This is a genomic window from Rhodococcus quanlei (genome assembly GCF_055231015.1).
Map to the genome: position 1 here is coordinate 25,713 of NZ_JBUYWD010000018.1, position 24,944 is coordinate 50,656.

The following is a 24,944-nucleotide window of genomic DNA, read 5'->3' on the forward strand; positions in this document are numbered from 1 at the left end:
ACCGCGTCGCGCCGGTCGGAAGACGCTGACGAACCGAGGCGAGCAGCGTTCGAACATCAGTCGTTTCCGTGGCTGTACCGGTGCTGGACGCTCACGGTGGGGGCCCTACCACCGTTGTGGCCCATCCACCACGAGATGTCGAGACTTGGCCCGTCGACCTCGACCGTGGCGAGCATGTTGTCGAACCACGGTCCTGCGGTCAGGTCCCAACTGAACGGGGGTTCCTGGACGCCGGATCTTCGGGCCAGGGTTCTGCCGACTTTGGTGGACAGGTTCTTCCAGGTCAGCGACTGTCCCGCGCGAATCCACCAGGGGAGAGGATTGCGCAGAGGTGAGCACACCGCCTGCAGTATCGAGCATTCGTCGCTATGGTGATCGACCTGTGCCAGATAGGAATGGTGCACATCGCCGGACAGGAACGTCACCGACCTCGGTGGACGCCCCCGCTTTCCGTCGGCTATTTCGAGGACGACTTCCGCGAGCCGGCGAAACGAATCCTGGAATGCCGCCCAGTGCTCGAGATCCACACCCTGCCGGATCTGCTCCCCCCATCGTGCAGCCCGTGCACCCCATGCCCCGGCGGCGACCGCCTCGTTCCACGCCTCGAACTCGTGCAGGCCCGGCGACAGCAGGTAGGGGAGGGAGGTGCCGATGAACAGGTGGTCGACGTCGCCGCACATGCGGGCGTCCAACCAGTCGGTCTCGTGCTCGTCCAGCATTCGGCGGGTGCCGGGTTCGAGGACGCGCGCCGCACGGGAGTCGATCACGATCAGCCGGGAATTGCCGAGGTCGCGGGCGAAACTCCACCGGTACGTGTCGGGGTGCTCGTCGGTGCGGTCGGCGAAGGCATCCAGTCGGTCGGTGATGTCGTCCTCGCCGCGTTCACGCAGTTCGAGCACGTACTGCCACATTTCGTCGTCGGCCCTGTCGGCGGGTGAGAGGTTGCCCAGGTGCTGATAGATCCAGTACGACCCGAGCGCACCGACGATGCGCTTCTTCCACCAACTGGTCGCCTCCATCTGCGTACGCCAGGTGTGTGAGGTGTTCCAGTCGTCGCGGACGTCGTGGTCGTCGAAGATCATCGCGCTCGGCAACGTCGCCAGGAGCCAGCGGTTCGCGGGTTCGCTCCACGCCAGCAGATACAGGTGGGCGTACTCCTCGAAGCCTTGGAGCTCCTTCCCCGGCGGCTCGTCCAGGCTGCGGCGGGTGGCGATGAACTCGTGCATCGCCTCGGAAGTCTCGTCGGCGTAGACCTGGTCTCCCAGAAAGAGCATGAAATCGGGGCGTCCCAGCTGGTCGTCGCTCATCATCCGCAGGCCGAACGCTCGCAGGACGTCGATCCCGTGGTCGCGGATGGCCTTCTCGTCGTGCGGGACGGTCGTACGACAGGAGCCGAAGGCGAAGCGGAGCGGGCGGGACGGGTCGAGGGTGCGGATGACGGTGGCCGGCAGGTCCGAGCCTGCACCGGAGATCGGGGGCCAAACCTGTTGGCCCCCGATCGACACGGTGTATTCGTACGAGGAGCCGGGTTGGAGTCGGTCCACGTCCACCAAGGCGTAGTGGTGCCCGTGTGCGCAGAACGAGGCTGCGCTCCACGAGCGATCGCCGACATGGACCGTGACCGTGGACCGTGTGCTCACCTCGACCCAGATCACCGCCGAAGTGGTGTCGGTGTGACGGAGCAGAGGCCCGATGACCAGACGACTCGATGGCATGAGACAGGTCTACCCCAGCACTGCCGTGCGGACACGGGTTGAGCCTGTCGAGGTGGTGGTGGCCGATCAGGTGGGGCTTCTCACGGCACGTCTGCGTAGCGGTGGCCAGTAGGCTGGTCTTGGACGTGACGAAGCAGGAGGGCTGAGGTGATCGATCCGGCCGAGGTGATGGCCGAGCTGGCCGAGCTCGAGAACCCGAAGGTACGCGCGGTGAACGAGCGGCACGGTGATGATCACGGCGTGAATCTCACCAAGCTGCGCGCGCTCGCGAAGCGGCTGAAGGCGCAGCACGAACTTGCACGTCAGCTCTGGAAGACCGATGACACCGCGGCGAAACTACTGGCGCTACTGATCTGCCGTCCGAAGACGTTCGACGCTGACGAATTGGACGGCATGGTGCGCACTGCGCGCACACCCAAGGTGCAGGACTGGCTCGTCAATTACGTCGTGAAGAAGAACTTGCACGCCGAGGAGCTGCGCCAGGCTTGGATCGCGGACACGGATCCGGTGGCCGCGAGCGCAGGCTGGGCGCTGACAGCCGACCGCGTGGCGAAGAGGCCCGACGGACTCGATCTTGCGGGGCTGCTCGGTGTCATCGAAGCGGAGATGCGCGACGCCCCGGACCGCCTGCAGTGGGCGATGAACACCTGCCTGGCTCAGATCGGAATCGAACACACCGAGTATCGGGCCAGGGCAATCGATATCGGTGAACGCCTGGGCGTGCTGAAGGACTACCCGACATCACCGGGCTGCACATCGCCGTTCGCTCCCACCTGGATTGCCGAAATGGTGCGTCGGCAGGAGGCGAAGTAGAACCGTGGCCGAGAAGACGATCGGGATCTACCTGTTCGACGGCTTCGAAGAGCTGGACGCATTGGGGCCGTGGGAGGTTCTCGCGAGCTGGACCCAGCGGCATCCGACTGATGGCTGGCGCGTTCGACTTGTCGCCGACACGATGTCCCCGGTGCGGGCTGCGAAGGGCTCGGTGATTGCCCCGCAAGAGGTTCGAGGCGCAGATCTGGACGTGGTCGTCGTTCCCGGAGGGGATGGGTCTCGGGTCGTCATGCACGACCCGCAGGTGCTCGACTGGCTACGGAACTCGAAGGAGTCGGGTGCGGTTGTCGTCAGTGTGTGTACCGGTGCGCTCGTTCTTGCCGGCGCGGGTTTGCTTCGCGATCGTCCCGCTACGACGTATTTCGCTGCCTTCGACGAACTCCGCGCCGTCGACAGCTCGATCGATCTTCGCGTCGACGAGCGGTGGGTCGACGATGGCGACATCGTGACCGGTGCTGGCATTTCCGCCGGCATCGACATGGCGTTGCACCTGGTGGACCGGTTCGCAGGCACCGAACGGGCGCGCGAGGTGCGTCGGCATATCCAATACGACCCCGAACCGCCGGTCTGACCGGAGCACTGCCGGTGCGGTGGTCGTCATCGTGGCGGTTGGGTATGGGTGTCGAGAAATTTCTGTGTCAGATCGGCGATCTCAGCTGCGTGCTCGTGGAAGAGGTAGTGGTGGCCGTCGAGGATCGTCACCTGCTGAATCGACGGATTGCTGATGGCCGCGTGGTGGGACGACTCCCATTCGGGGTCGGCGTCGAGCGACGATGACGCGAGTATCGACAGTGCGGGCATGTCCGGTGGGAGTTGTGTGCCTTCGATCGCCCGCACGTTCTCCGATTCACGTGCTGCCTCGTCGAGCATCGTGGGATTCAGCACCCACGAGTACCCGCGCAGATACAGGTCTTGTTGTTCCGGTGTGTACTCGCCGGAGCGACCGAGACTGTCCTCGTAGTCGGCGACCAGTCCGAGGTAGTCGGTGCTCTTGTCGAGCGCGATCAGATCGCGAACCCCGCCGACGGCGGTGACTCCGGACATCCACATCGGCCACGCCGGGTCGGATTGGGCAAGTTCAGCGGTGAATCGTTCGTCGTCGATTCCCACGATTGCGGCAATTTCGTCCGGGTGGTGATCGGCCCACCACATTGCATACAAACCGGAAATGGAATGCGGCATAAGGACGTACGGGCCGTCCTCGCCAAGTTCTTGGAGTGCCGCACGAATCTCGTCGACGATGTTCTCGCTGGTGCGTGGAGCATCGGTCCAGTCGCTGAGGCCGAGGCCGAAGTTCTCGATGGTGACGACCGTGTTGTGCTCCGCCAGTCGCCGCGCAAGGGGTGCGAAGTCGAGGATCGGCACCGGTGTTCCCAATCCGGGCATGAGGACGATCGTTCGGGGACCCGAGCCCTGGATCGCGACACTCATCCGGTGGCCGTCGACGTCGACATACCGGTGAACGGAACCGATTTCCTGCTCGATGGCCTGCTTGTCGCGCGGAGTTTGCCAGTGGTGGAACGCCGCGGACAACGCAACCGCCAGAACGATCGCCATCACGATCGCGGTGAGGATTCGTCCCAGAACTCGAAGAAGGCGGCGCGGTCGCAATCGATTCGACTCCACGTGGACACCGTAGCCGACCGGCCTCGGCTCGCTAGCTCCCCTGCTCGGTGTGGACAGTGTCCACCGCGTCGGTCATCGTGACGAGGAAGTCCCGGATGGTCTCGACCTGATCCGACGAGAAGGTGTCCATCGCCGAGACTGCCTGGGAGATCAGCGGGCCGAAGAACTCCAGTCCGAGGGCCTTGGCTTCGGGTGTGACCGTGAGGATTACTCGCCGACGGTCCGCGGTGTCACGCTCACGTTGCACATAGCCGGCCTCGGTCATTCGGTCCAGCAGGGCGGTGACGGAAGCGACGTTCAGGCGCAGATGGGTGGCGAGCCAGCCGGGTGTCGAGGGTGTGCCTGCCCGTTCGTTGTCGAGTAGTCCGATCAGGGCGCGAAGGTCGGTCGCATGCAGATCGTGCCGCTGCGCGAAGCGTGAGCCGAGCAGGTCCAACTGCATGGTCAGTGTCCGCAACCGGTGCACTATGTCGTGTCCGCTATCGAGGTTGTCATGGTCGGTCATGTCATCTCCTGCGACTTTCACGTGCGTACTCGAGCAACCTGCGTAGTATCTCGATTGTCAAAATATTAGATCATGGAGGTACTAATGGCTCTCTCCACGATTACCCAGTTTGCCGACACTGCTGAAGGGGGCGCCTTCTACCGCGCGTACGACGCAGTTCTGTCGAAGTGGCCCGAGGACACGAGGGGATCGAGCATCGAATCACGATTCGGATCGACCCGAGTGAATTCCTGTGGGCCCGAGGGCGCGCCGCCCCTTCTACTACTGCCCGGTGCCGGTGCCACCTCCACGGTGTGGTTCGACAACGTTGCAACGTTGAGCCGCGCACACCGCGTCCACGCGGTGGATCTGATGGGTGATGCCGGACGTAGTGTGCATACCGGAGATGCCATCCGGAACGTCGCCGACCTGCTGGATTGGCTCGGCAGTGTCGTCGACTCGTTGGGGTTGGCCCGACCGAGCATCGTTGCCCACTCGTACGGGGCGATGATCGCACTGGCCTATGCAATCCGCACACCCGGGCGCGTCGACCGGCTTGTGCTGCTCGATCCGAATTCATGCTTCGCCGGTATGAGGCCGAGCTACCTACTGCACGCCTTGCCGATCCTCGTGCGGCCGACCCAGAAGCGAGAGCGGGCATTCATCGACTGGGAAACCGAAGGTGCACAACTCGATCCGGATTGGATGACTCTCCTGGCGCGAGGGGCCGCAGACTTTCCGAACTCGAGAACCATCGTTCCCAAAAGACCCAGCGCGGCGGCACTGTCGACGCTGTCCGTCGACACCACGGTCGTCCTGGCCCCACGAACCAAGGTTCACGACACCGGCAAAGTCGAGCGATCTGTTCGAACCTCGTCGAGTACGGCCCATGTCACCGTCTTGTCCTCCGGCACCCACCACACTCTCCCGATGGAGCCGAGCGGCGAACTGAATGCGGTGCTTCGCGAGGCTCTTGGCTGCTGAGCGGATGCGCGCACTCAGGTTTGCTCCTCGGATGCCATTACGGCGAGGTAGCGCTCGGTGATGTGTCTTTGAACTGCTCGGGTAAAGGGGGCACCGAGTCGTGTCCACCATCGTCCGGGCCGTGAGAACGCCGTGATCGTGAATGTCACGGTGTCGTCGGCATTTCTTTCGACGCAGAACCGTTCCTCGCCCTGTTCGGGGTGTCCTGTCACTGTGCCGTAGGCGAAGCCTCGTCGCCCCGGCTCGTCGATGACGTAGACCACCCGACAGGGTGCAGTTACACGAACCGGCCCGTAGCCGAGTATCAGGTCGACTCGTGACCCCGCTGTTGCGCTGCTGTTCTCGGAATCAACGGTCAACCCCGCAGCTCGATGCATTTCCCACCGCAACAGCCGATCCGCCGCGATCGTGAATGCTCGGTCGCCCTCGCCTACGGTTCGTGAGCGATGAATATGGTGAAAGCCGTCAGGCATGTGACGTGCGGTGGCACCAACTTCTGCATAGGTGAAATGTGCCTGCTTCTGCATTCGAAACTCCCAATACTCCGATGGCTGTCACCGGTCGGATACGAGCCCGTCCAGCCGGGTGAGGGTCGACTCCATACTGCGTCTCGTTGCTGTCGAAAGGCGACGGATCAAGGGCTTGGTGAGCTTCGATTCGCCCTACAACACCGTGGGGATCGGCTGCTGCCACTCCTCGAACGCACCCTGACCACCAGCTGAGCTTCGCGCTCTTGAAAACCAGGCGTCAGAGTCGCTGGTAGATCTCGCGACGATGCCCCACGCTCAGGACGAGTACCAGGAGTTGATTGTCCTCGATTTCGTAGACGATCCGGTAGTCGCCGGTTCGTACTCGCCATTCCCCGCGGCCCCCTACCAGCCGTGTCGCTGCGGGCGGGCGCGGTTCGGTGGCCAGCAGTTCAATGGCCGCCTGCAAGCGCCGGCGCACCGGTGGATCGAACTTGCGCAACTGTCGGCTCGCTGCGGGGGTCAGCTCGACTGTGTACGTCATGCAAGGCCCAGATCGGCCTTGACCTCGTCCCACGGTATCGGCGCCACACCGTTCGATTGCATCTCGGCGCGAGCCTCCTCGGCAGCGCGTATATCGGCCATGTCCTCGGCCAGTTCGATAAGGCGATCGAGGTCGTCTGCATCGATCACCGCCGCGATCCGGCGACCACGGCGAGTGACATATACGGGCTGATGCTCGGTGCGAGCGCGATCGATGATCGTCGCAAGTTGAGAGCGCGCATCTGAGATGCTCAGAGCGACCGATTCCGACATGTACTAATTGTACGTAACGGTCGGAAGGGTACAACAGATCCCAGGCTTGAATCAGGGTTCTCGAACCTGGAGCACGAGTTTGCCGCGGGTGTGGCGGCCACGGCTGTGAACGAGGGCGTCACCGGCGTCTTCGAGTGGGTATACGTTCTCGATCACCGAATGAATCGCTTCTGCTGCAACCAGTTCAGCGATTGCGCTGAGGTGCGCTGCGTTGGGGCGCACCAGAACCAGATGTGTTCGGTATCCGCCGATCACGCGTGACTTCAGCATGGACGTGACGGAGTCGACGGCAGTCTGCACGGTCGGGTTGGTCGTCATATAGACCCCGTCATGGGCCAGTACCGGCGCGCAGGTGCGCGCACTTTCGCGGCCGATCGTGTCGAATACGATCTTCTGGTCACGGACCGTTTCGGTGAACGGTGCCTCGGTGTAGTCGACGACATGATCGGCACCGAGGTCTCGCACCGCGTCGATGTTGTTTGGTCCGCACACTCCGGTCACGGTTGCGCCTGCGTGACGGGCGATCTGGATCGCGTAGTGGCCGACACCGCCTGCTGCACCGACAATGACGATGGGCGCACCTGCTTGGATCTTTGTGAGTCCGTGCAGCGCTTGCCAGGCTGTCAAACCCGCGACCGGTAGCACGGCTGCCTCGAGATGGCTGATCGATCGGGGTTTGCGGGCCACGACACGTGAGTCGACCGCGATGTACTCCGCGTAGCCGCCCATTCGGCCGAAGGTTGTCTGCATGGCGAGCACGTCGTCGCCGATCTCGAAGTCGGCGACGGATTCACCACGGCCTACGACGACTCCGGATACGTCGCTGCCTGGGATGAGCGGCGGTCTTCCGGAGAAGTGCCGGAACACGTATTTCCCGTCGCGGAATTGCCAGTCCCGAGGGTTGACCCCAGCTGCATGTACTTCGATCAGGACCTGATGGGCCGACGGTGTGGGTGTCGGCCGCTCCCCGTAGCGAAGCACTCCGGGACCGCCGTGTCGTTCGAAATATATCGCCTTCATTGCCTCGCCCCTTTGCGGTCTCATTTTGAGACTCCAAGCTAGCAGTGTGAGTCTCGTTTTGAAACCCTCGCGGGTAGTGTGGTGGTGTGCGCTACGAAGAACTGGCCGACCTGCCGTGCTCCATCACGCGCCCGTTGGTGGTGTTCGGCGACCGATGGACGCTGTTGGTTCTCAAGTTCGCCTTCTCCGGGGTGCGGCGCTTCAACACGTTCCAGGAAACGTTGGGGATTTCACGCAGCCGACTACAAGACCGGCTGGACAGACTTGTCGAGCACGACATCCTGACCAAGCAGCGCCCCTCCGGTAGCCGCCACTCGGAGTATCGGCTCACCACTAAAGGGCATGCCATCTACCCGATTCTCATGGCGATCAAGGACTGGGGCGACACCTACATGGCTCCGGACGGGCCTCCAGTCATCTACCAACACCATGAATGCTCGGGCGAAGCGCACGTTCGGCTCGAATGCGGTGAGTGCCGCACCGAGATATCGGCACGCGATATAGACCCGAAGCCCGGGCCTGGCATATCGCCTCATTCGCCGACCTGAGCGGGCAGGCTTCCGCGGCGATGAACCCGATGAGGTGCCTTTACGCGACGTCGCGGTACAGGCGCCAGAACCAGAATGTGCCACCGGCCAGACACACTCCACCCGAGCCGACTGCGCCGACCAGAAGCAGCATCGTGCCCACCGCGATCAGCGTCACCAGGCATGCAACCTGCACTGCTGTTCGGGTGGGCACAGCACATACGATGCCGAAAATCAGGTGTGTCGGCAACGAGACCGGCCGCAAGTAGGGTGGTCACGACCGATGACGAACGAGGAGGCTTCACATGACCGGCGAATGGCGCCCCGACCCCGGCCGTCAGTTCGAGTTCCGTTGGTGGGATGGGCAGAACTGGACCGACAACGTCGCGTCGCAGGGGCAGACCTTCAAAGCACCATTGAACGCGCCGGTGCAGCCCCAGCAGCCCCAGCAGCCCCAGCAGCAGGTTCAGCAGGTTCAGCAGCCGCCTCTGCAGCCGCAGCAGCAGCCGCAGCAGGGGTCCGTCGACGGATTTGCGGGCATCTCGGGCGAACTGGTCGATGGGCGCTTCAGCGAGAAGGAAGACAAGCCGATCGCGACGCAGAATTCCAAGCTTCTGCGCGTGCGCCTCGGGGAGCCGTTCATGGCCCGTCAGGGTTCGATGGTGGCTTACCAGGGCAACGTCGACTTCGCTTATCAAGGCGGGGGCGCGACTCGATTCTTCAAGTCCGCCATCAGTGGTGAAGGCCTGCCGCTGATGCGGTGCCAAGGTCAAGGCGATGTCTTCCTCGCCGACACGGCCCGCGACGTTCACATCCTCGAACTGCGGGATTCGGGCCTGTCGATCAGCGGCAAGAATGTGCTTGCGTTCTCGGAGAGCCTGCAATGGAACATTGAGCGGGTGAAGGGCGGCGGCATGGTGACGGGCGGGTTGTTCAACACCACGCTGCGCGGTACCGGATGGGCCGCGATCACCACCGACGGTCCTCCCGTCGTGCTGAACGCCGCCGAGGCGCCAACCTTCGTCGACACCAACGCCGTCGTCGCGTGGTCGGCGCACTTGCAAACGGAACTCAAGACCAGCTTCAAGGCGGGTGCCCTCATCGGCCGCGGTTCCGGCGAAGCCATGCAGGTGGGATTCGCCGGCCAAGGTTTCGTCATCGTGCAGCCGTCGGAAGGTATTCAGATCCCGGGGCAGGCGTAGTTCCTGGTTTCCGCAAGGTTCCGTGATCTCACGTGACCGATCGGCCGGGGTGCCTACGGTGCGTCGCGATACTGGAGCCAGAAGCAGCATCGTGCCCACCGCGATCAGCGTCATCAGGTATACAACCTGGACTGCTGTTCGGGTGGGCACAATGAATGCGATGCCGACATTCGGGTGCGACCGCAAGGAGATCGGCCGCGTATCGAGAAGTTCGAAAAGATCCGGACCTGCCCACGACGGAAGCGACATTCTCGTGACTGACTCCGCAACCACCGTGTCCTCCGCGCAGTCGAAGGCCGCCGCCGCGAAAGGGGCGAGCCGCGTCGTGCGTCGTCGGGATCGTCGCAAGGCCGAGATTGTTCGCACCGCAACGGAACTGCTGTGTCTGCACGGGTGCTGAATCAGTCCTCGCTGTGAATTCGGCTGTCGTTACCCGGACCGAGGAAGGTGGCACTTCGGGAGGACGTGGTCGACACCGCTCCCTGAATGTTCAGTCTCGAGAGCTACTCGTCCGTCCGGTCGATATGACCTGTTAACGTGTGGTGCGGGTCATGCATAACCCTTCCTTCGAGGACACCACCATGGATTTCACCTTGGACGGCACCGCGCAGAGTGTGCGTCAGATGGCCGCCGATTTCGTCGACGCGGAGATCATTCCGAACATTCGGGATTGGGACCGTAACGAGTCGGTCGACATCGGGATCGTCGAACGGCTCGGAGAACTCGGCTTCCTGGGGCTCACCATCGACGAACAATACGGTGGCACCCCGGTGGACATGCTCGGTTACGCCCTGGTGTGCGAGGAACTGGGCCGTGGCGACTCGTCGGTTCGCGGCATCGTGTCGGTATCGCTCGGTCTGGTCACCAAGACCATCGCCGCCTACGGCACCGAAACGCAGAAGCAACAGTGGTTGCCGCAATTGACCAGCGGCGATGCTCTGGGGTGCTTCGCGCTCACCGAACCGGACAGTGGCTCCGATGCCGGATCCCTGCGTACGCGCGCGAGGTGTGACGGAGACGATTGGATACTCAACGGCGAGAAGATGTTCATCACCAACGGTACGTGGGCCAAGGTGGCATTGGTTTTCGCCCGGACCTCCGACGACGGCGGCAAGGGGATCACCGCGTTCCTCGTCCCCACTGGCAGCGACGGCTTCACTGCGACCCCCATCCACGGCAAACTCGGGTTGCGGGGGCAGGCCACTGCTTCTCTGTCCTTCCAGGACGTACGCGTACCGGATTCCGCACGTCTCGGCGAGGTCGGAAGAGGCTTCTCGATCGCATTGTCGGCGTTGGCAAAAGGCCGCATCTCCGTTGCGGCCGGTGGTGTGGGAGTCGCGCAGGCGGCGCTGAACGCGGCGGTGCAGTACTCGACGGAGCGAACCCAGTTCGGAGTACCGATCGCATCGAAGCAGTTGGTTCAGGAGTTGCTTGCGGACTCGGCTCTGGACATCGAATCGGCAAGGCTGTTGACGTGGCGCGCCGCATCGCTCGTCGACACAGGTGCCTCCTCCAAGGAGATCGCTGTGCCGTCGTCGATGGCCAAACTCGCCGCCAGCGAAACGGCGGTGCGGGTCAGCAACAACTGTCTGCAGGTGTTCGGCGGCTACGGTTTCATCGACGAGTACCCGATGGGCAAGTACCTCCGCGATGCGCGGGTGTTGACCTTGTACGAGGGCACCAGCCAGGTTCAGAAGCTCATCATCGGACGTTCGCTGACCGGAATCGACGCGATGTGACAGGTGATTTTCCGACTTACCCAGGCCAGCGAACCGCAAGGGGCAGCACATGATCCGAACCATTCGTGTGATCGGCGCAGGTGCGATGGGGCGGGGTATCGCGCAGACCGCCATCGCCGCAGGAGTGAGGGTGGAGTTGACCGATGTGTCGGCACAGGCGGTCACCGATGCGGTCGAGTTCGTCTCCGCCATGATGCGTCGGTCGGTCGAGAAGGGCGTGCGCACCTCCGAGGAAGCGGCCGCCGCCTTGGATCTCCTGCGGACAGGAGTCGCGCCCACCGAGGCAACCGATTCGGTCGATCTCGTCGTCGAAGCTGTCGTGGAACGGCTCGACGTGAAGCAGCAACTGTTCGCCGAGCTCGAAAAGGCAGCGCCACGAGCGTTGCTCGCCTCCAATACGAGCTCGATCCCCATCTCCGCGATCGCCTCCGTTCTCGAGCATCCGGAGAACATGCTCGGCCTGCACTTCTTCAACCCGGTCCCGCTGATGAAGCTGGTCGAGGTCATTCCCGGCATGCACACTTCCCCGACGACCGTCGAGGCAGGACGTGGATTCGCCGCACGTCTGGGACACACCCCGGTGCTCGCGCAGGACACACCTGGATTTCTCGTCAACCATCTCGGTCGCGCACTGGTGACCGAGGCGCTGGCACTGCTGTCGGAACAGGCTGCGTCGGTTGCCGATATCGACCGGATCGTACGAGACGTACTGGGATTCAAGATGGGCCCGTTCGAGCTGATGGATCTGACGGGACTCGACGTGTCCCATCCGGTGATGATCAACATCTCGAAGGGCTTCTACGGCGATCCACGATTGCGGCCGTCGCCGCTGGCCGAGGCCCGTGTCGTGGCGAATCTCCTGGGGCGTAAGAGCGGTGCGGGCTTCTACGTCTACGTCGACGGGCGTCCTCAGGTGTCAGCAGAGTCGGCAATCGCGGCGGATCCCGGCGCGACGTCCGTTCATGTCCACGAGAACTCCGCTCTGGCCGCCGCACTTCTCGAAGCTGGGGTCGAGGTAGTCGAAAACTCCTCTCCTACAGCGGTATCGCTTGTCACGCCGTGGGGTGAGCCCGTTCATCGGGCAGCGCTGGCGGCCGGGCTGGACACCGCACGCACGATCGGTGTCGATCCCCTGAGTGTGGGGACCGGTCGGCTCGTAGTGGTGATCCCGCCTTCTCTCGAACCGAATGCCGGTCGCGCCGCCGTCCAGGCGATCGCGGCCGTGAACGATCATCTGACCGTCACCTCGGACGGACCTGCGCCGGTGGCACAGCGCATCCTCGCATCGGTGGTGAATCTCGGCTGCGCGCTTGCAGAACAGTCGATCGGGAGCCCCGGCGACATCGACCTCGGTGCTCGGCTCGGGCTCGGTTACCCGGCCGGCCCGCTCGAACTCGGGGACACGTCGTCGCCGGACACGATCGTGTCCATCCTCGACGGCCTGAAACAGTACACGGGCGACCCGCGCTACCGAGCGAGTGGCTGGCTGCGTTCGCGCGCAGAACTCGGAATGTCACTGACCGACAGGGGAACGTCACCAGTCGACCTGATCGGCCAGCCCGCTGCGGCCCACAACTCCGGCAAGGATCGCCCGTCCGCACGAAGCACCTGACCGATCCTTGGGTCTACCCGCTGCCGGTGTCAGCCGACTGGAGAAAGCTGCCACGGGCCGTCGCCATCCAACTCCAAACGCTGAGTGTGGTGCTGGTCGACGGTGCTTCGGTGCGCGACACTGACCAACATCGTCTCCGGTGCTTCGTCACGGATCAGCTTGTACAACGAGTATTCCAGTCCCTCGTCCAGTGCTGAGGTGGCCTCGTCGAGGAAGACCAACTTCGGTGTGATCATCAGTATCCGCGCGAACGCCACCCGTTGTTGTTCGCCGGGCGAGAGGATCGCCGTCCAATCGGCTTCTTCGTCAAGACGGTCGACGAGGTGGCCGAGCTGTACCTTCTGCAGAACCCGTCGCAGCGCGGCATCGTCGATTTCGCTCGGTTCGGCCGGATATTCGACGGCGGTGCGCAAGTCGCCGAGTGGGAGATACGGGGTCTGTGACAGGAAAAGGGTCTCCAGTCCGGCCGGACACCTGATCTCGCCATCGCCGTACGGCCACATCTGCGCAAGGGTGCGCAGGAGGGTCGTTTTACCACTGCCGGAGCGGCCCTTGACGACCAGCGCGTCGCCCGGCGTCAAGCGCAGCGACAGGTCGTCGATCAGGACCTCACCATCGGGTTTGCGGACATCTATGGAGTCCAACTCGAGCGCATCGTCGAGATCGGTCATCGAGATCGTGGGGAGCTCACGCGATTGCCGGCTGGCCGTCATCAATCCGTCGAGACGTATCAGTGAGGCACGATAGTTTGCGAAATCGTCGTACGCCTCGCGGAAGAACGACAACGAATCGTGGATATTGGAGAACGCTCCGCCTGTTTGCTGGAAGTCACCGAGACTGATGTCACCGGCGAACACTCTCGGCCCCTGGATCGCATACGGGAACAAGACCGCACTTTGGTTCACGCCGAAGTTCCATCCCGTGAACTTCACCGTCCGGTAGACGATCTGCCACGCGTTACGGATCACTGCCGCGAAGCGCGTCATCAGCGTGGAGTGCTCAGCGCGCTCGCCTCGATAGAACGCCACGTTCTCGGCGGTGTCGCGCAGCCGAACCAACGCGTATCTGAAGCTAGCGGTAGTGAACTCTCGAATGAAGTTCAGTTTGATCAACGGGTGCCCGATCCAGAACGCGACCACCGTGGTCATCAGGACGAACATCAACAGGAAGAACATCATTCCGCGAGGGATCTCGACGCCGAATATATTCAGCGGACCGGACAGATCCCACAGGATCTGAGTGAAGGAGAAGACCGAGACAACAGATCCGATGGCGCCGATCGCCGTGCCGCCACCGACCGACAGTTGTCGAGACGTCACGACGAACGACTCGATGTCCTGCTCGATACGCTGATCCGGGTTGTCGATGGTGTTGTCGATGAACCGACCGCGGTAGAACGCGCTCTTGCCGAGCCAGTCGTTGGTGAACCGGTCGGTCAGCCACACGCGCCAGCGGATATCGAAGGCGAGGCTCAGGTAGATATGGAGCATTCCGCGCGCGACGTGAAGTATTGCGAGAACGACGAATACGACGATCGCATCCCAGAACGCCCCTTCGGCCGCTTCGATCGCGGCCGCGTCTCCTTGTGCCAGTCCGGCCACTCCGCCTTGGAGGGCAGTGAACACGTCGTTGCCCATGAAGGTGAACAAGACGTTCAGGCGGACCGCGGCGAGCGTTACCAACAGCAGCAACGCGTAGAACAGGCAGGCCTTCCAACCACCCGGGCCGACGTAGTACTGGCCGCTGATCCGCCAGAACTGACGCCCCCACTTCGTCGTCCGGAACAGCACGGCGATGATGGCCACGAAACAGACGGAAGTGATCCCAAACGTGATGAGAAGCCATTTCAGGCTCTCGACGAGCTCGTTGCTCCAGTCTCTCGAGGCTTCCATTCACACTTCCTCATCACGATGAATCGGTAGGCGAGATGGCGTAGCCTAACCCCGCCGATGCCCGCCGCAAGGAAGAACGCCGAAACCGAGACTGCAGTGATGAATACGAGGAGTAGATCCTCGAGGAGAATGGGTGATGTGCCCCCTCGATCAGCGGGTGAGCTGCTCGAGTTCTGCCAGGTTGGCTGCCATCCCGTCGCGCCACACCGACATCCGGTGGGCCACGATCGTGCCCTCCTTGTCCGGATGCTGGTCGATGAAATCGGAGAACGGTGACCGGCCTGTGCCCAGCTTGGCCCACTGGCGAACGACGGCACCGTCCTTGTTCGGGTCGACTTCGAAGCCCCAGAAGGCGAATGGTGAACTCTCCGAACCAACGCGCCACACCCAGCGGCGGCCGTCCTCGACCTCGACGATCTCGGACTCGGTTTCCCACTCACCCAGCTGCGAGTTGGCGTTGTGGCCCCGGAACCGGGCACCCACAGCGACGCCAGTTGCTCCGTCCAGCCACTCCACCCGCTGCAGTTCGCCGTCGGTGCGGGTCGGCAATTCGATGTCGGTGATCAACGACCAGGCGTGTTCAGGGCTGCACTTCAGATGCTCGGAGACTTCGACGGTTGGGGTATCACGCAGACGCATGGAGCTCCTTCAGGTGTCGAACGAGAGTGGAGATACATGGGCGTTCTCCTGTGCTGAAACTTTATGTGCCGCTGGCTCGGGTTCGCGAACTGATGGGTTGGTAATCAGGCTGAACGGGTGTCTCGCCCCACCGGTCAGTCGACGTACGGTCTATGTTTGCGGCGTCGGACATCCAGAGCGTGACGCGTGGTTGCCGATGCCGACCGGCATTCCATCGGAGGTGACTCGGCGGTTCCTCGAGGAGGTCTCGTGGTTCTTCGCCGCGAACCCGCTCCCGCGCTGAGTGAAAACTCACTGTGACCTGCGGAGAGCCGATGACGGGAATCGAACCCGCGTATTCAGCTTGGGAAGCTGATGTTCTACCATTGAACTACATCGGCGTGCATGATATTGGGCGCCCGTAGGCAAGGCCCAACACCCTGCGGCGGCAACATTAGCAGACGTCGGCGGCGTATCAGCGCGTGGGCGCGCGACTTTCCAGTACACAGAATTCGTTGCCTTCGGGGTCGGCGAGAACCACCCACGACGATGCGCCTTGACCGACGTCGGCGTGCACCGCGCCCAGCTCGAGCAGACGGCTCACTTCGATGATCTGATCGTCCGGTCGGAAGTCGAGATGGAGTCGATTGATCGTCTTCTTCCCGTCCGGAACGGCGAGAAACTGCACTTCGGGCATGCTGCCGCCGGGTGGGGTGAGAAGCACGTCGCCCTCTTCGTCCTCGGTGGCATCCCAGCCGAGCGCTTCCGCCCACCAGCGCCCGAGCCGACTCGGGTCGAGAGAATTGACGATCAGTGCTTCCCATCGCAGACCCATGTCCGAACGCTACCGTCGTCGACCCGCTAACCTCTACCCGTGCTGCTCTCCGATCGTGACCTCCGCGCCGAAATCGATTCCGGACGTCTGGGCATTGAACCGTACGACCCGGCGATGGTGCAGCCGTCCTCGGTCGACGTGCGTTTGGACAGCCTGTTCCGGGTCTTCAACAACACCAAGTACACGCACATCGACCCTGCTCAGCGACAGGATGAGCTCACGAGTCTGGTCGAACCCGGCGAGGGGGAGCCGTTCGTCCTGCATCCTGGGGAGTTCGTTCTCGGGTCGACACTCGAGGTGTGCTCCTTGCCCGACGACCTGGCCGGCCGACTCGAAGGCAAGTCCTCGCTGGGTCGACTCGGCCTGTTGACCCACTCGACCGCCGGCTTCATCGACCCCGGCTTCAACGGGCACATCACTCTGGAACTGTCGAACGTCGCGAACTTGCCGATCACGCTGTGGCCGGGCATGAAGATCGGGCAGCTCTGCCTGCTGCGCCTGTCGAGCGCCGCTGAGCACCCGTACGGAAGCTCTGCGGCGGGCTCGAAGTACCAAGGCCAACGCGGACCGACCCCGTCCCGGGCCTACCTGAACTTCGTCCGCGACTGAATCGCCGCCACCGACTTTCTACGCCGGCGGACCACGTACATGATCTCGTCGACCACCTGGTCCAACCGTCCGTTCACGGTTGCCGCCGAGTACCGCAGAACCAGCCAGCCCCCGAGTACGAGCTCGTTCTGCCTACGCCGATCATTGGTGAACGTGTGCGGATCGCTGTGGAACTCGCGGCCGTCGATCTCCACGATCACCCGCGACCGATAGTCCACCAAGTCGCCATAGTACGGTCCGACCGGCGCATTGATTTCCATGAAGAATCCGCGTGCGGTCAACCCTCTTGCCACCATGCGCTCCGGCTCCGAAGCGGTGAACGGGCACGCGGTGCGTAGCTGTCGGCGAATCTCGGTGACTCCGCGCATGCCGGTGGCCTCCTCGCATCTCCTGCGTAATGCACGAGAGGTCACTTTTCCCGACAGCGCACCGTCGAGGGAACGCTCGAGGTCGGCGCCCGGAAGAACCGTCGCGATGTCGATGCAGGTCTGTTCGGCGGAAACGACGGGCAGGCCGTACAGGTGGTCGGCAGGCCCGACGTCAGCCCTGCGATGGAGGACCAGCCACGCTGGACTTCTCACCTGTGTGGACATCGGGACCGTCGCTTCGACTATGGGCGGCTCGTCGGGAAGAATGCCCCACAACCAGGCCGCGGTGCGATGGCTCAGTACCGCGGCAGGCTTCCACACGACCACCGCTCTGCATCGCGTGAGGTAGGTCGGCTCGTCGAACGAGTAGACCGAAGGCAACACCCTGTTCAGGGTGCCGTTCTTCGTACGGCGAGATATGGCACTGCGCGTCAGCCCGGACGACAAAAGCTCAGCCCGCGTAAATATCCCGAATTCCCCCACACACCGACCTTGCGGCAAGAGGCGAGGCGATGGAAGCCCGGTGCCGCCAAATGTGGATGGAACGGGAGTCAGTGCACACAAACCTACTTCGGGGCCTGAATTCGGTCGGAGAAGGCGATTGGTGTGCACTGAGTCCCGCCCCCGACACGTCTAGGCTGGCGACGTGGTCGAACGGATCGTGATGAAGCCCAAGTCGGGCGACGCGGCGTTGTTGTACGTTCCAGATTCCATACGCCCTGGTCAGCCGGTCGCGGTGGTCTACTACCTGCACGGCCGAACCGGTACGAACACGGCCATCGATGACTGCGCCCCGTTGCGCGACGGCCTGATCGCTGCAGGGTATGTGGTGGCGAGTCCACACCTGCACGGAGATCAATGGGGAAACCGCATTGCCCAGGACGATCTCGTAGTCCTGGACTCGGACATCGCAACCAAGTGGTCGGTCGACAAACGGTTCGTGATCGGCGAATCGATGGGCGCCACTGCAGCGGCCAACATGGTCCGGTTGCGGGAGTTGTCCGTGGACGCAGCCGTGTTCATTGCGCCGTCGTTGTCGATGCCAGCGGTGTGGGAGCGCGACGACGAGGGTGGTCGCGATTCGCTGATCAGTGCGTTCGGCGTTCACCCCACGGGGGCGGACCTGGAAGCGAAAACCGCCGAGTGGGATGCGGTTCGACACGATCCCATTGCGTACGTGGGCATGCATGCTGTGGTGTACGCCTCACCGGACGACCCCATCGCGAACATTGCTGCTGTGACGGGGCCGTGGGTCGACGCCGCTCGAGAAGCAGGCGCCCGAGTGCGGCTCGTGAAGGTGTCCGGCGACCACGTGTCGGACGATCATTACCGTCCGAACGACGTGGTCGCCTTCTTCGGCTCGTTCTGAATCAGTTCGCGTCGAGGGTGCGAGCCATACCACGCGTGACTGCAGCGGCGATGCTGGGTCGCAGTTCCGCCGCGGGGACGATGTGGTGCACCGAACCCACCTCGCGGGCACGCTCGATGTTGTGGATGGCCTCGAACTCCTTGGCTACCTCACCGAGCTTGGTGTTGCGGGCAGCAACCCTCTGCTCTTGCAGTTCGACGCCGATCCGTGCCTGCTCGGACTCGTCGGTGGTAGCGGCCAGGGCCGCTTCGAGTTCCTTGACGGTCGGGTCGGCCTTGGTGCGGGCGTTGACTTCGCGGGTGAACACGACCGCGGCGGCGGGGGCGCCGCCGAGCACGGAAGCGAAAGAGCCTTCCACGGCAAGAACTTCCATGTTGTCGTTGAGGGCTCCGGAGAACACCACGAACGCACCGCCGTGATACCGGGACACCACGCAGAACACGATGGGTCCGTCGAAGTTGACGATGGCCCTACCGATTTCGGCGCCGTACTCGAGTTGGATGTTGCGCAATGATTCCGGTGACCCGTCGAAACCGGACAGGTTGGCGAGCACCACGACGGGCCGGTTTCCGCTGGCCGCGTTGATGGCCCGAGCCGTCTTCTTCGACGAGTGCGGGAACAGCGTGCCCGATGTCCACTGGTCCGGCCCGTCCGCGGGGAAGCGACCCTTACGGGGGATCGCCCGCGATTCGATGCCGATCACGCTGATCGGGTTGCCGTCCAGGTGCGCGTCGAACACCACGGAGGTATCCGCACCGGCCATGTCGGCCCAGCGCTCGAGCACCGAGTGGTCCTGGTCGACGACCGAACGCATGACGGTTCGAATGTCGAACGGCTTCTTGCGTTCCGGGTTGGTCTCCGACGAGAAGATCTCACCGACGGTGGTGAAGTCACTCGACGGGTGCACGTGCGGATAGCTCCGGACGTCGCGCTCGATCGGGTCGGTGGTCTCCGCCTTGCGGGGGAAACGCTCGCCAGGGGCCAGGTAGGAGTGCTCGTAGTGGGCGAACAGAACCTCACACGCTGCGGCGAGGTTCGGGGCCCAGTACTGCGCCTGGCCGTTCGGGCCCATCACACGGTCGTAGCCGCCGATGCCGAAGTTGTCCTCGGCCGAGACGCCGCCGGAGTAGTCGAGGGACTGCTTGCCGGTGAGCACCATTGCACTGTCCGGGGTCATCACGAGAATGCCCTTGGTGTGCGTGAGCATGGTCGCTTCGGCATTCCAGTACGGCTGGGCCCCGACGTTGATACCCGCGACGATCACGTTGATCTCGCCGCCGTTCTGCGTGAATGTGACGATCCGGCGCAGCGCACGCGAGACCCAGTCCATGTTCTCGGTGCCGCTGTCCATCGAGATGGTGGCACCCGACGAGAGTGTGAACCATTCGACGGGTGCACCGATCTTCTCGGCCATGTCGATGGCGGCGACGACGCGGGAGCACTCGGCTTCTGCGACCGTGCCCAGCGCCTTCGTCGGATCACCGAACAGTGCGACACGAGTCATGCCCTCGGGGTACCGCTTGGTCGGGGTGGTGACCACGCCGACGACGATGCCCGCCTTGTTCTTTCCATACGGACGTTCGACAGGGACAAGAGTTCCTAGAGCATCGAAGTCGTATTCCTCGAACGTGCCGCCGCGACCCTCGAGCTGAGGAATCAACTCGTACGGGTACACCGTTCCCCGGGCACGGGACCGCTTCACCTTCTGCGTGTACTCGTCCAGCGGCTGTAGCGGTTCGGTCGGTGGGTCGGTGATGTCGATGACAACACCGGCGCCGGAGCGGTAGGTGAAGCGCATGGCGACCTCGCGCGGCTCCGCCCCTGATGTTTCACGAATCCGGCCCATGATCATGATCTGTTCGAGCCCCGCGCCCACGGTGAGGCGTGCGACGTTGTTGGCGACGACGGAGATGCGGTCGGCCGGGATGTCGAGCACCGGCCACGCGTACAACACGACGCGGTTCGCGTCGAGGCGGCGCTGGTTTCCGCGGCGAGCCTGTTCACGGCGAATGCCGTCGAGGCACGACGCAAGGGTCCGCTCGATCACCGGCATCGCCACGATGTCACCCGATTCGTCGTATTGCAGGGTGAGGTCACGGATCTCGGCGAGGGCGATGAGCCGTTCATCGTCCGGATGTTCGTTGCCGACGAGACGGTAGAGGTACGTATCGGCTGCGGCCGGAAGGCGGGTTCCGGTGAAGTTCTTGAACCGCCACAGGTCGAGACGTTGGCCGGTGAGCGGATGCATGTCACGGATCGTCAGATCCTCTGCGAGGCCGGATTCCGTTGGGCGGAAGGTGAACTGATGCTCGCTGCCATTGGCTGCATCCAGTACGGTCACGGTGAACCGGCGATGTGATGCAATGGTGGGACCGGCTTCGAATTTTGTGAGCAATGCGGCGGACATCTCGTCGGCGTCGTCTGGTGCATCCGCCCAGGAGATGTACAGGTCGGCGACCAGTGTCAGTGGAGCCGCGGTATCGGGAGTGAGACCGGCGATGGCCGGCAACGTCGATTCGAGCGAACCGAAGTCCGAGATGGTCGACACAAGGTGGAGTTGCTCGCCGCGAAGATCGAAATTGCCGATGACATAAGGACGGCCGCCTTCTTCGAACGTTTTGACGTCGAGGAGGTCGCGAATGTTGTAGTAGCGGCGGGTGGTTGCCTCGAGGAGTGCACACAGGTCGGCGTCTCGTGATGCAATCCGTTGCGCGAGAATGCCGTTCAGCGGTTCGGGGACGGCTGCCAAGGCTTCGACCCGCTGCGCGTAGTCGGCTGCGTGCGGTTGCTCGGCCAGGTAGGCCAGGCTGCCGCGGACACGGTCGTAGACCTCTTCGCGTGCGCTCTGGATGTGCGGTTGCTCGAAGAATCGGTAGCGAAGATTGCGGGCGACGTCGCCGATCACGGGGTAGCGGACTTGCGTGGCCAGGATCAGCCGGTCCAGAACCTCCGAGAGTTCGTGTGAGCCGTCGGGCGCAGTGCTCTTGGTGAGCCAACGCTCGAGAAGGGCCGCGACCACGGGGATCTGGTTGTCCATGCGCTGCTGAGCCAGGAACAACCGGTACACCGCTTCTTCGACCTCTGCGGTGCGCTCGAGGTCGGTGACGTCGTAGTGCGTGAGCGCCTGAGAAAGCTTGGTGCGGAATGTTTCCGGCAGTCCTTCACGTTCGGCGTCGAGGGAGTGCAGGTAGGAGTGGAAGTGCTCGCGTGGGCTGTGCACGCTGTCCTGGGAGCGTTCCTCGCCCGGGGCGGGCCGGTTGCGAGAGAGTTCGCACACGTCGGCGAACGTGGTGAGCAGCGCCAGTTCGGCCTGCACGAGAGAGCAGTCGTTGGCCGGAAGCTGCTCGGACAGGCTGTCGTACTCGCCGAGCAGGGTGTGGGCTCGGTCGGCGCTGACGTCGTAGCCGGTCATCATCGCGCCGAGGGAACGCAGTCGTGCGCGTGCGTCGTCGTGGAGATCGGTTCCGGCGACGGGTGCGGGCAGGTCGAACTCCACGCGAGGGATGTGCGAGGTGGTGGTGTCCTCGGCGATCTGGTCGACCCGAACCAGAGGTGCGCCGGCATCGACCTGGGCGTTGACGGTGCCGAGGATCTCGCGGACCGTGCCGGCGTAGGGGGCGCGGATCGCGGTCTCCATCTTCATGGACTCGAGCACTACGAGGGTGGCACCCGCCTCGACCTCGTCGCCGACCGCGACGGGCACCGCGACCACGACCGCCGGGGCGGAAGCACGGACGACGCCGGCCTCGTCCTGGGTGATCTGATGACTGATGCCGTCGACCTCGACGAGGTACCCGGTCGGTCCGGCCACGGTGACGATCTGATGACGACGTCCACCGATGCTCAGGCGTGCCTCGAACTCACCGAGCTTGTCGACTTCGGCTTCGACCGGGCCGCTGTCTCCGTCGACGAGGTAGTGGTGCGGACCGATCTGCCCGACACGGAGTTTGTACGCCTGCCCCTGATAGGTCAGCTCCACGTCACGGCCGATGGCGTGGCTGGCGCGGGGGCGTCCGCCGCGGGCGGAGGCGAGGAACGAGGTGCGCTCGAGGGCTTCCTCGGCGTCGTAGACGGAAAGGGCGGCACTGACCAGTGCCACGTCGGCGACCTTGCTCGGCTCGGTGGGCTCCCCGGCACCGCTGCGGTCCAACCACCCGGTGTCGGCGCTGGCGCTGATCACCTCGTCGCGATCGAGCAGATCGAGGAGGAACGACTTGGTGGTGGTGCCACCGTCGAGGACCACGGTGGTCTCGCGCAGCGCATTGCGCAGACGGGCGAGGGCCTCGGCGCGGTCACGGCCCCAGGCGATGATCTTGGCGACCATCGAGTCGTAGTCGGGTGGGATGACGTCACCGGATGCGATGCCGGTGTCGACGCGGATACCGGAACCGAGCGGGAACTTGAGCAGCTGCACGGTGCCGGGGGCGGGTGCGAACCCGTTGTCGGCGTCCTCGGCGTTCAGCCGTGCCTCGACGGCGTGCCCGAACTCCGGTGGGCAGTCGCCGACCAGCGGGTCGCCGCCGGCCACCTGAATCTGGAGTTTCACCAGATCGAGGCCGGTGGTGGCCTCGGTGATCGGATGTTCGACCTGCAGTCGGGTGTTGACCTCGAGGAACGTGAAGATCTTCTGCTCGGGCTGGTACAGGTACTCGACGGTGGCGGCGCCGCAGTATCCGGCGGCCCGCACCAGGTCTGCAGAGACCGTGCGCAGGTGATCGGCTTGCTCCTTGTCGAGCAGTGGTGAGCTGGACTCCTCGATGACTTTCTGGTTCTTGCGCTGGATCGAGCAGTCCCGCACACCGGGAGCCCACACGTTGCCGTGCGCGTCCGCGATCACCTGCACCTCGACGTGCCGGGCATCGGTGACCAGGCGTTCGAGGAAAACGACGGGGTCACCGAAGGAGCGCAGGGCCTCACCCTGGGTGCGCTCGAGGGCGAGTTCGAGTTCGTCCTCGACCCACACCTTGCGGATGCCGCGGCCACCGCCACCGCTGCGGGCCTTGATGATCAGGGGGTACCCGATGGCGTGTGCATGCCGGCGGGCGTCCGCGCGGGTTTCGACCGGGCCGCCGCTCCAGGGTGCGACCGGAACGGACACCTTCTCGGCGAGCAGTTTCGCCTCGACCTTGTCGCCGAGCAGGCGCATCGCGTCTGCGGACGGGCCGATGAACGTGATGCCGAGGCCGGTCACCAGCTCGGCGAACGCCGGATCCTCGGCGACGAAGCCCCAGCCCACCCACACGGCGTCGGCCCGCGACTCGATCAGTGCCCGCTTCAACTCGTCATGATCGATGTAGGGGTTGCCGGCGGTTTCGCGCAGGCAGACGGTGTCGTCGGCCTGACGGACGAACATGGCGCGACGTTCTGCTTCCGTGTGCAGCGCGATCGTCGTGATGTCGTGGTCGTGCTCCGCATTGAGCTCACGCACCGCACGAATGAGTCGTACTGCCGACTCCCCACGATTGACCACTGCAATCCGCTTGAACATCCACTGCCACCGTTCTCGTAATTCTGCTGGTCGGAGGTGCGCGCGGGCGTACTCCCGACCACAACCAGGTAGTTGATCACATGCGTCGCACACGTTGTCCCTGCGGGCGCGTGCACTGCATCGCGACGTATGTCGCGCGGGCTCCGAGGAAAGTTACCGACCGTAGGTGTGCACCGGATCGGAGGTCGACGCCTCACCCCGATGTTCGGCTCCTCGAGAACCGTCGTTCCTATGCAAGGATGCAGTATTTTTTCCGCATTGTCACGTTGATCACGTGACAATAAAGGACCGCTCAATTGTGCACTTACACAAATGGATTCGTGAAAGTGTATGTGCACGTCAGTACCGCTAAACGGTTACTCGTCGGTAGAATTTATTGCTACTTGTGAGTAGTTATTCGGTGACGTCTCGTATGCATTGAACCGGAAGTGCAAGAAGTCCCCGGCCGTGGCCAGGGACTTCTCGGAGGGGTGGAGCGGTGATCAGGCCTTTGTCGCCGCCTTCTCGAGGCCCAGGATTGCCAGGAAGAAGTTCTTGACGGCGAGGAACTTCTCGTTGGTGAGGTCGATGGCTTCGCGAAGTGACTTGTCGAGCGCGGTGTCGGACATGGTTACTACCCCTTGTGTGTGACGTACGACATGACAATCGCAATCTCGCACGTCGGGCGGGTGCGCGCCAGGGCGCGAAATCCACTGAGGTGGAGTTCATTTGGCGCTTCAATTAGCCACAAGATAGCAGT

Annotated in this window: 24 protein-coding genes and 1 tRNA gene; 10 read left to right on the forward strand and 15 right to left on the reverse strand. The window is 63.5% G+C overall.

Annotated features, from left to right (window positions below):
• Positions 1–56: 56 nt before the first annotated feature.
• Complete coding sequence (locus ACZI8Q_RS13850; protein WP_463374121.1) at positions 57–1,715, reverse strand: alkaline phosphatase D family protein; 1,659 nt, start codon at positions 1,713–1,715, stop codon at positions 57–59.
• Positions 1,716–1,883: 168 nt separating this feature from the next.
• On the opposite strand from ACZI8Q_RS13850, the gene ACZI8Q_RS13855 reads away from it, so the two are divergent.
• Together ACZI8Q_RS13855 and ACZI8Q_RS13860 are read left to right on the forward strand one after the other, a co-directional pair.
• Complete coding sequence (locus ACZI8Q_RS13855) at positions 1,884–2,528, forward strand: DNA alkylation repair protein (RefSeq protein WP_463374240.1); 645 nt, start codon at positions 1,884–1,886, stop codon at positions 2,526–2,528.
• A gap of 4 nt (positions 2,529–2,532) precedes the next feature.
• On the forward strand, positions 2,533–3,120 hold the full coding sequence (locus tag ACZI8Q_RS13860) for a DJ-1/PfpI family protein (protein WP_463374122.1): 588 nt from the start codon (positions 2,533–2,535) through the stop codon (positions 3,118–3,120).
• A 26-nt stretch (positions 3,121–3,146) separates the two neighbouring features.
• On the opposite strand, the gene ACZI8Q_RS13865 is transcribed toward ACZI8Q_RS13860, so the two are convergent.
• A complete protein-coding gene (locus ACZI8Q_RS13865) occupies positions 3,147–4,175 on the reverse strand; it encodes an alpha/beta hydrolase (RefSeq protein WP_463374123.1) in 1,029 nt (342 codons plus the stop codon).
• A 31-nt stretch (positions 4,176–4,206) separates the two neighbouring features.
• Positions 4,207–4,680: a MarR family winged helix-turn-helix transcriptional regulator gene (locus ACZI8Q_RS13870; RefSeq protein WP_463374124.1), complete on the reverse strand. Its 474-nt coding sequence runs from the start codon at positions 4,678–4,680 to the stop codon at positions 4,207–4,209.
• 72 nt (positions 4,681–4,752) lie between these two features.
• On the opposite strand from ACZI8Q_RS13870, the gene ACZI8Q_RS13875 reads away from it, so the two are divergent.
• Positions 4,753–5,643, forward strand: coding sequence for an alpha/beta hydrolase (locus ACZI8Q_RS13875; protein ID WP_463374125.1), 891 nt, complete (start codon positions 4,753–4,755; stop codon positions 5,641–5,643).
• A gap of 14 nt (positions 5,644–5,657) precedes the next feature.
• On the opposite strand, the gene ACZI8Q_RS13880 is transcribed toward ACZI8Q_RS13875, so the two are convergent.
• The 4 genes from ACZI8Q_RS13880 to ACZI8Q_RS13895 form a co-directional block, all read right to left on the reverse strand.
• A complete protein-coding gene (locus ACZI8Q_RS13880; RefSeq protein WP_463374126.1) occupies positions 5,658–6,170 on the reverse strand; it encodes a DUF1990 family protein in 513 nt (170 codons plus the stop codon).
• 220 nt (positions 6,171–6,390) lie between these two features.
• Complete coding sequence (locus tag ACZI8Q_RS13885; protein ID WP_463374127.1) at positions 6,391–6,654, reverse strand: type II toxin-antitoxin system RelE family toxin; 264 nt, start codon at positions 6,652–6,654, stop codon at positions 6,391–6,393.
• Positions 6,651–6,926, reverse strand: a complete 276-nt coding sequence (locus ACZI8Q_RS13890) for a type II toxin-antitoxin system Phd/YefM family antitoxin (protein WP_463374128.1) — start codon at positions 6,924–6,926, stop codon at positions 6,651–6,653. Before ACZI8Q_RS13890 ends, ACZI8Q_RS13885 begins: the two co-directional genes overlap by 4 nt.
• A gap of 51 nt (positions 6,927–6,977) precedes the next feature.
• Positions 6,978–7,946 carry an NADP-dependent oxidoreductase gene (locus tag ACZI8Q_RS13895; protein ID WP_463374129.1) on the reverse strand — a complete coding sequence of 323 codons (969 nt, stop codon included), beginning with the start codon at positions 7,944–7,946 and terminating at the stop codon, positions 6,978–6,980.
• An 86-nt stretch (positions 7,947–8,032) separates the two neighbouring features.
• Between ACZI8Q_RS13895 and ACZI8Q_RS13900 the strand changes: the two genes are divergently transcribed.
• Positions 8,033–8,494, forward strand: coding sequence for a winged helix-turn-helix transcriptional regulator (locus ACZI8Q_RS13900; RefSeq protein WP_463374130.1), 462 nt, complete (start codon positions 8,033–8,035; stop codon positions 8,492–8,494).
• A gap of 40 nt (positions 8,495–8,534) precedes the next feature.
• Here the strand turns inward: ACZI8Q_RS13900 and ACZI8Q_RS13905 are convergent, their stop codons facing one another.
• The gene (locus tag ACZI8Q_RS13905; protein WP_463374131.1) at positions 8,535–8,687 is read right to left on the reverse strand and encodes a hypothetical protein; all 153 of its coding nucleotides are present in this window, start codon (positions 8,685–8,687) and stop codon (positions 8,535–8,537) included.
• 91 nt (positions 8,688–8,778) lie between these two features.
• Here ACZI8Q_RS13905 and ACZI8Q_RS13910 point away from each other — a divergent pair, with 91 nt between their 5' ends.
• From ACZI8Q_RS13910 to ACZI8Q_RS13925, 4 genes are all read left to right on the forward strand, one after another.
• Positions 8,779–9,675, forward strand: a complete 897-nt coding sequence (locus ACZI8Q_RS13910) for an AIM24 family protein (RefSeq protein WP_463374132.1) — start codon at positions 8,779–8,781, stop codon at positions 9,673–9,675.
• A gap of 253 nt (positions 9,676–9,928) precedes the next feature.
• A complete protein-coding gene (locus ACZI8Q_RS13915) occupies positions 9,929–10,075 on the forward strand; it encodes a hypothetical protein (protein ID WP_463374133.1) in 147 nt (48 codons plus the stop codon).
• Between the two features lie 151 nt (positions 10,076–10,226).
• Entirely contained in the window at positions 10,227–11,414 is a 1,188-nt protein-coding gene (locus ACZI8Q_RS13920; protein WP_463374134.1) for an acyl-CoA dehydrogenase family protein, read from the forward strand.
• Between the two features lie 49 nt (positions 11,415–11,463).
• A complete protein-coding gene (locus tag ACZI8Q_RS13925) occupies positions 11,464–13,026 on the forward strand; it encodes a 3-hydroxyacyl-CoA dehydrogenase (protein WP_463374135.1) in 1,563 nt (520 codons plus the stop codon).
• 29 nt (positions 13,027–13,055) lie between these two features.
• On the opposite strand, the gene ACZI8Q_RS13930 is transcribed toward ACZI8Q_RS13925, so the two are convergent.
• From ACZI8Q_RS13930 to ACZI8Q_RS13945, 4 genes are all read right to left on the reverse strand, one after another.
• The gene (locus tag ACZI8Q_RS13930) at positions 13,056–14,918 is read right to left on the reverse strand and encodes an ABC transporter ATP-binding protein/permease (protein ID WP_463374136.1); all 1,863 of its coding nucleotides are present in this window, start codon (positions 14,916–14,918) and stop codon (positions 13,056–13,058) included.
• 150 nt (positions 14,919–15,068) lie between these two features.
• The gene (locus tag ACZI8Q_RS13935) at positions 15,069–15,557 is read right to left on the reverse strand and encodes an SRPBCC family protein (RefSeq protein ID WP_463374137.1); all 489 of its coding nucleotides are present in this window, start codon (positions 15,555–15,557) and stop codon (positions 15,069–15,071) included.
• Between the two features lie 309 nt (positions 15,558–15,866).
• A tRNA-Gly gene (locus ACZI8Q_RS13940) sits at positions 15,867–15,937 on the reverse strand.
• A 74-nt stretch (positions 15,938–16,011) separates the two neighbouring features.
• Positions 16,012–16,371, reverse strand: a complete 360-nt coding sequence (locus tag ACZI8Q_RS13945; RefSeq protein ID WP_463374138.1) for a VOC family protein — start codon at positions 16,369–16,371, stop codon at positions 16,012–16,014.
• Between the two features lie 39 nt (positions 16,372–16,410).
• On the opposite strand from ACZI8Q_RS13945, the gene dcd reads away from it, so the two are divergent.
• Positions 16,411–16,980, forward strand: coding sequence for a dCTP deaminase (gene dcd / locus ACZI8Q_RS13950; protein ID WP_463374139.1), 570 nt, complete (start codon positions 16,411–16,413; stop codon positions 16,978–16,980).
• Here dcd and ACZI8Q_RS13955 read toward each other — a convergent pair.
• On the reverse strand, positions 16,956–17,831 hold the full coding sequence (locus ACZI8Q_RS13955) for a DUF559 domain-containing protein (protein WP_463374140.1): 876 nt from the start codon (positions 17,829–17,831) through the stop codon (positions 16,956–16,958). The genes dcd and ACZI8Q_RS13955 overlap by 25 nt on opposite strands.
• Before the next feature lie 163 nt (positions 17,832–17,994).
• Here ACZI8Q_RS13955 and ACZI8Q_RS13960 point away from each other — a divergent pair, with 163 nt between their 5' ends.
• Complete coding sequence (locus tag ACZI8Q_RS13960) at positions 17,995–18,717, forward strand: alpha/beta hydrolase (RefSeq protein ID WP_463374141.1); 723 nt, start codon at positions 17,995–17,997, stop codon at positions 18,715–18,717.
• Position 18,718: 1 nt separating this feature from the next.
• Here the strand turns inward: ACZI8Q_RS13960 and ACZI8Q_RS13965 are convergent, their stop codons facing one another.
• Positions 18,719–24,205: an ATP-binding protein gene (locus tag ACZI8Q_RS13965; RefSeq protein ID WP_463374142.1), complete on the reverse strand. Its 5,487-nt coding sequence runs from the start codon at positions 24,203–24,205 to the stop codon at positions 18,719–18,721.
• 482 nt (positions 24,206–24,687) lie between these two features.
• A complete protein-coding gene (locus ACZI8Q_RS13970) occupies positions 24,688–24,813 on the reverse strand; it encodes a hypothetical protein (RefSeq protein ID WP_463374143.1) in 126 nt (41 codons plus the stop codon).
• Between the last annotated feature and the right edge of the window lie 131 nt (positions 24,814–24,944).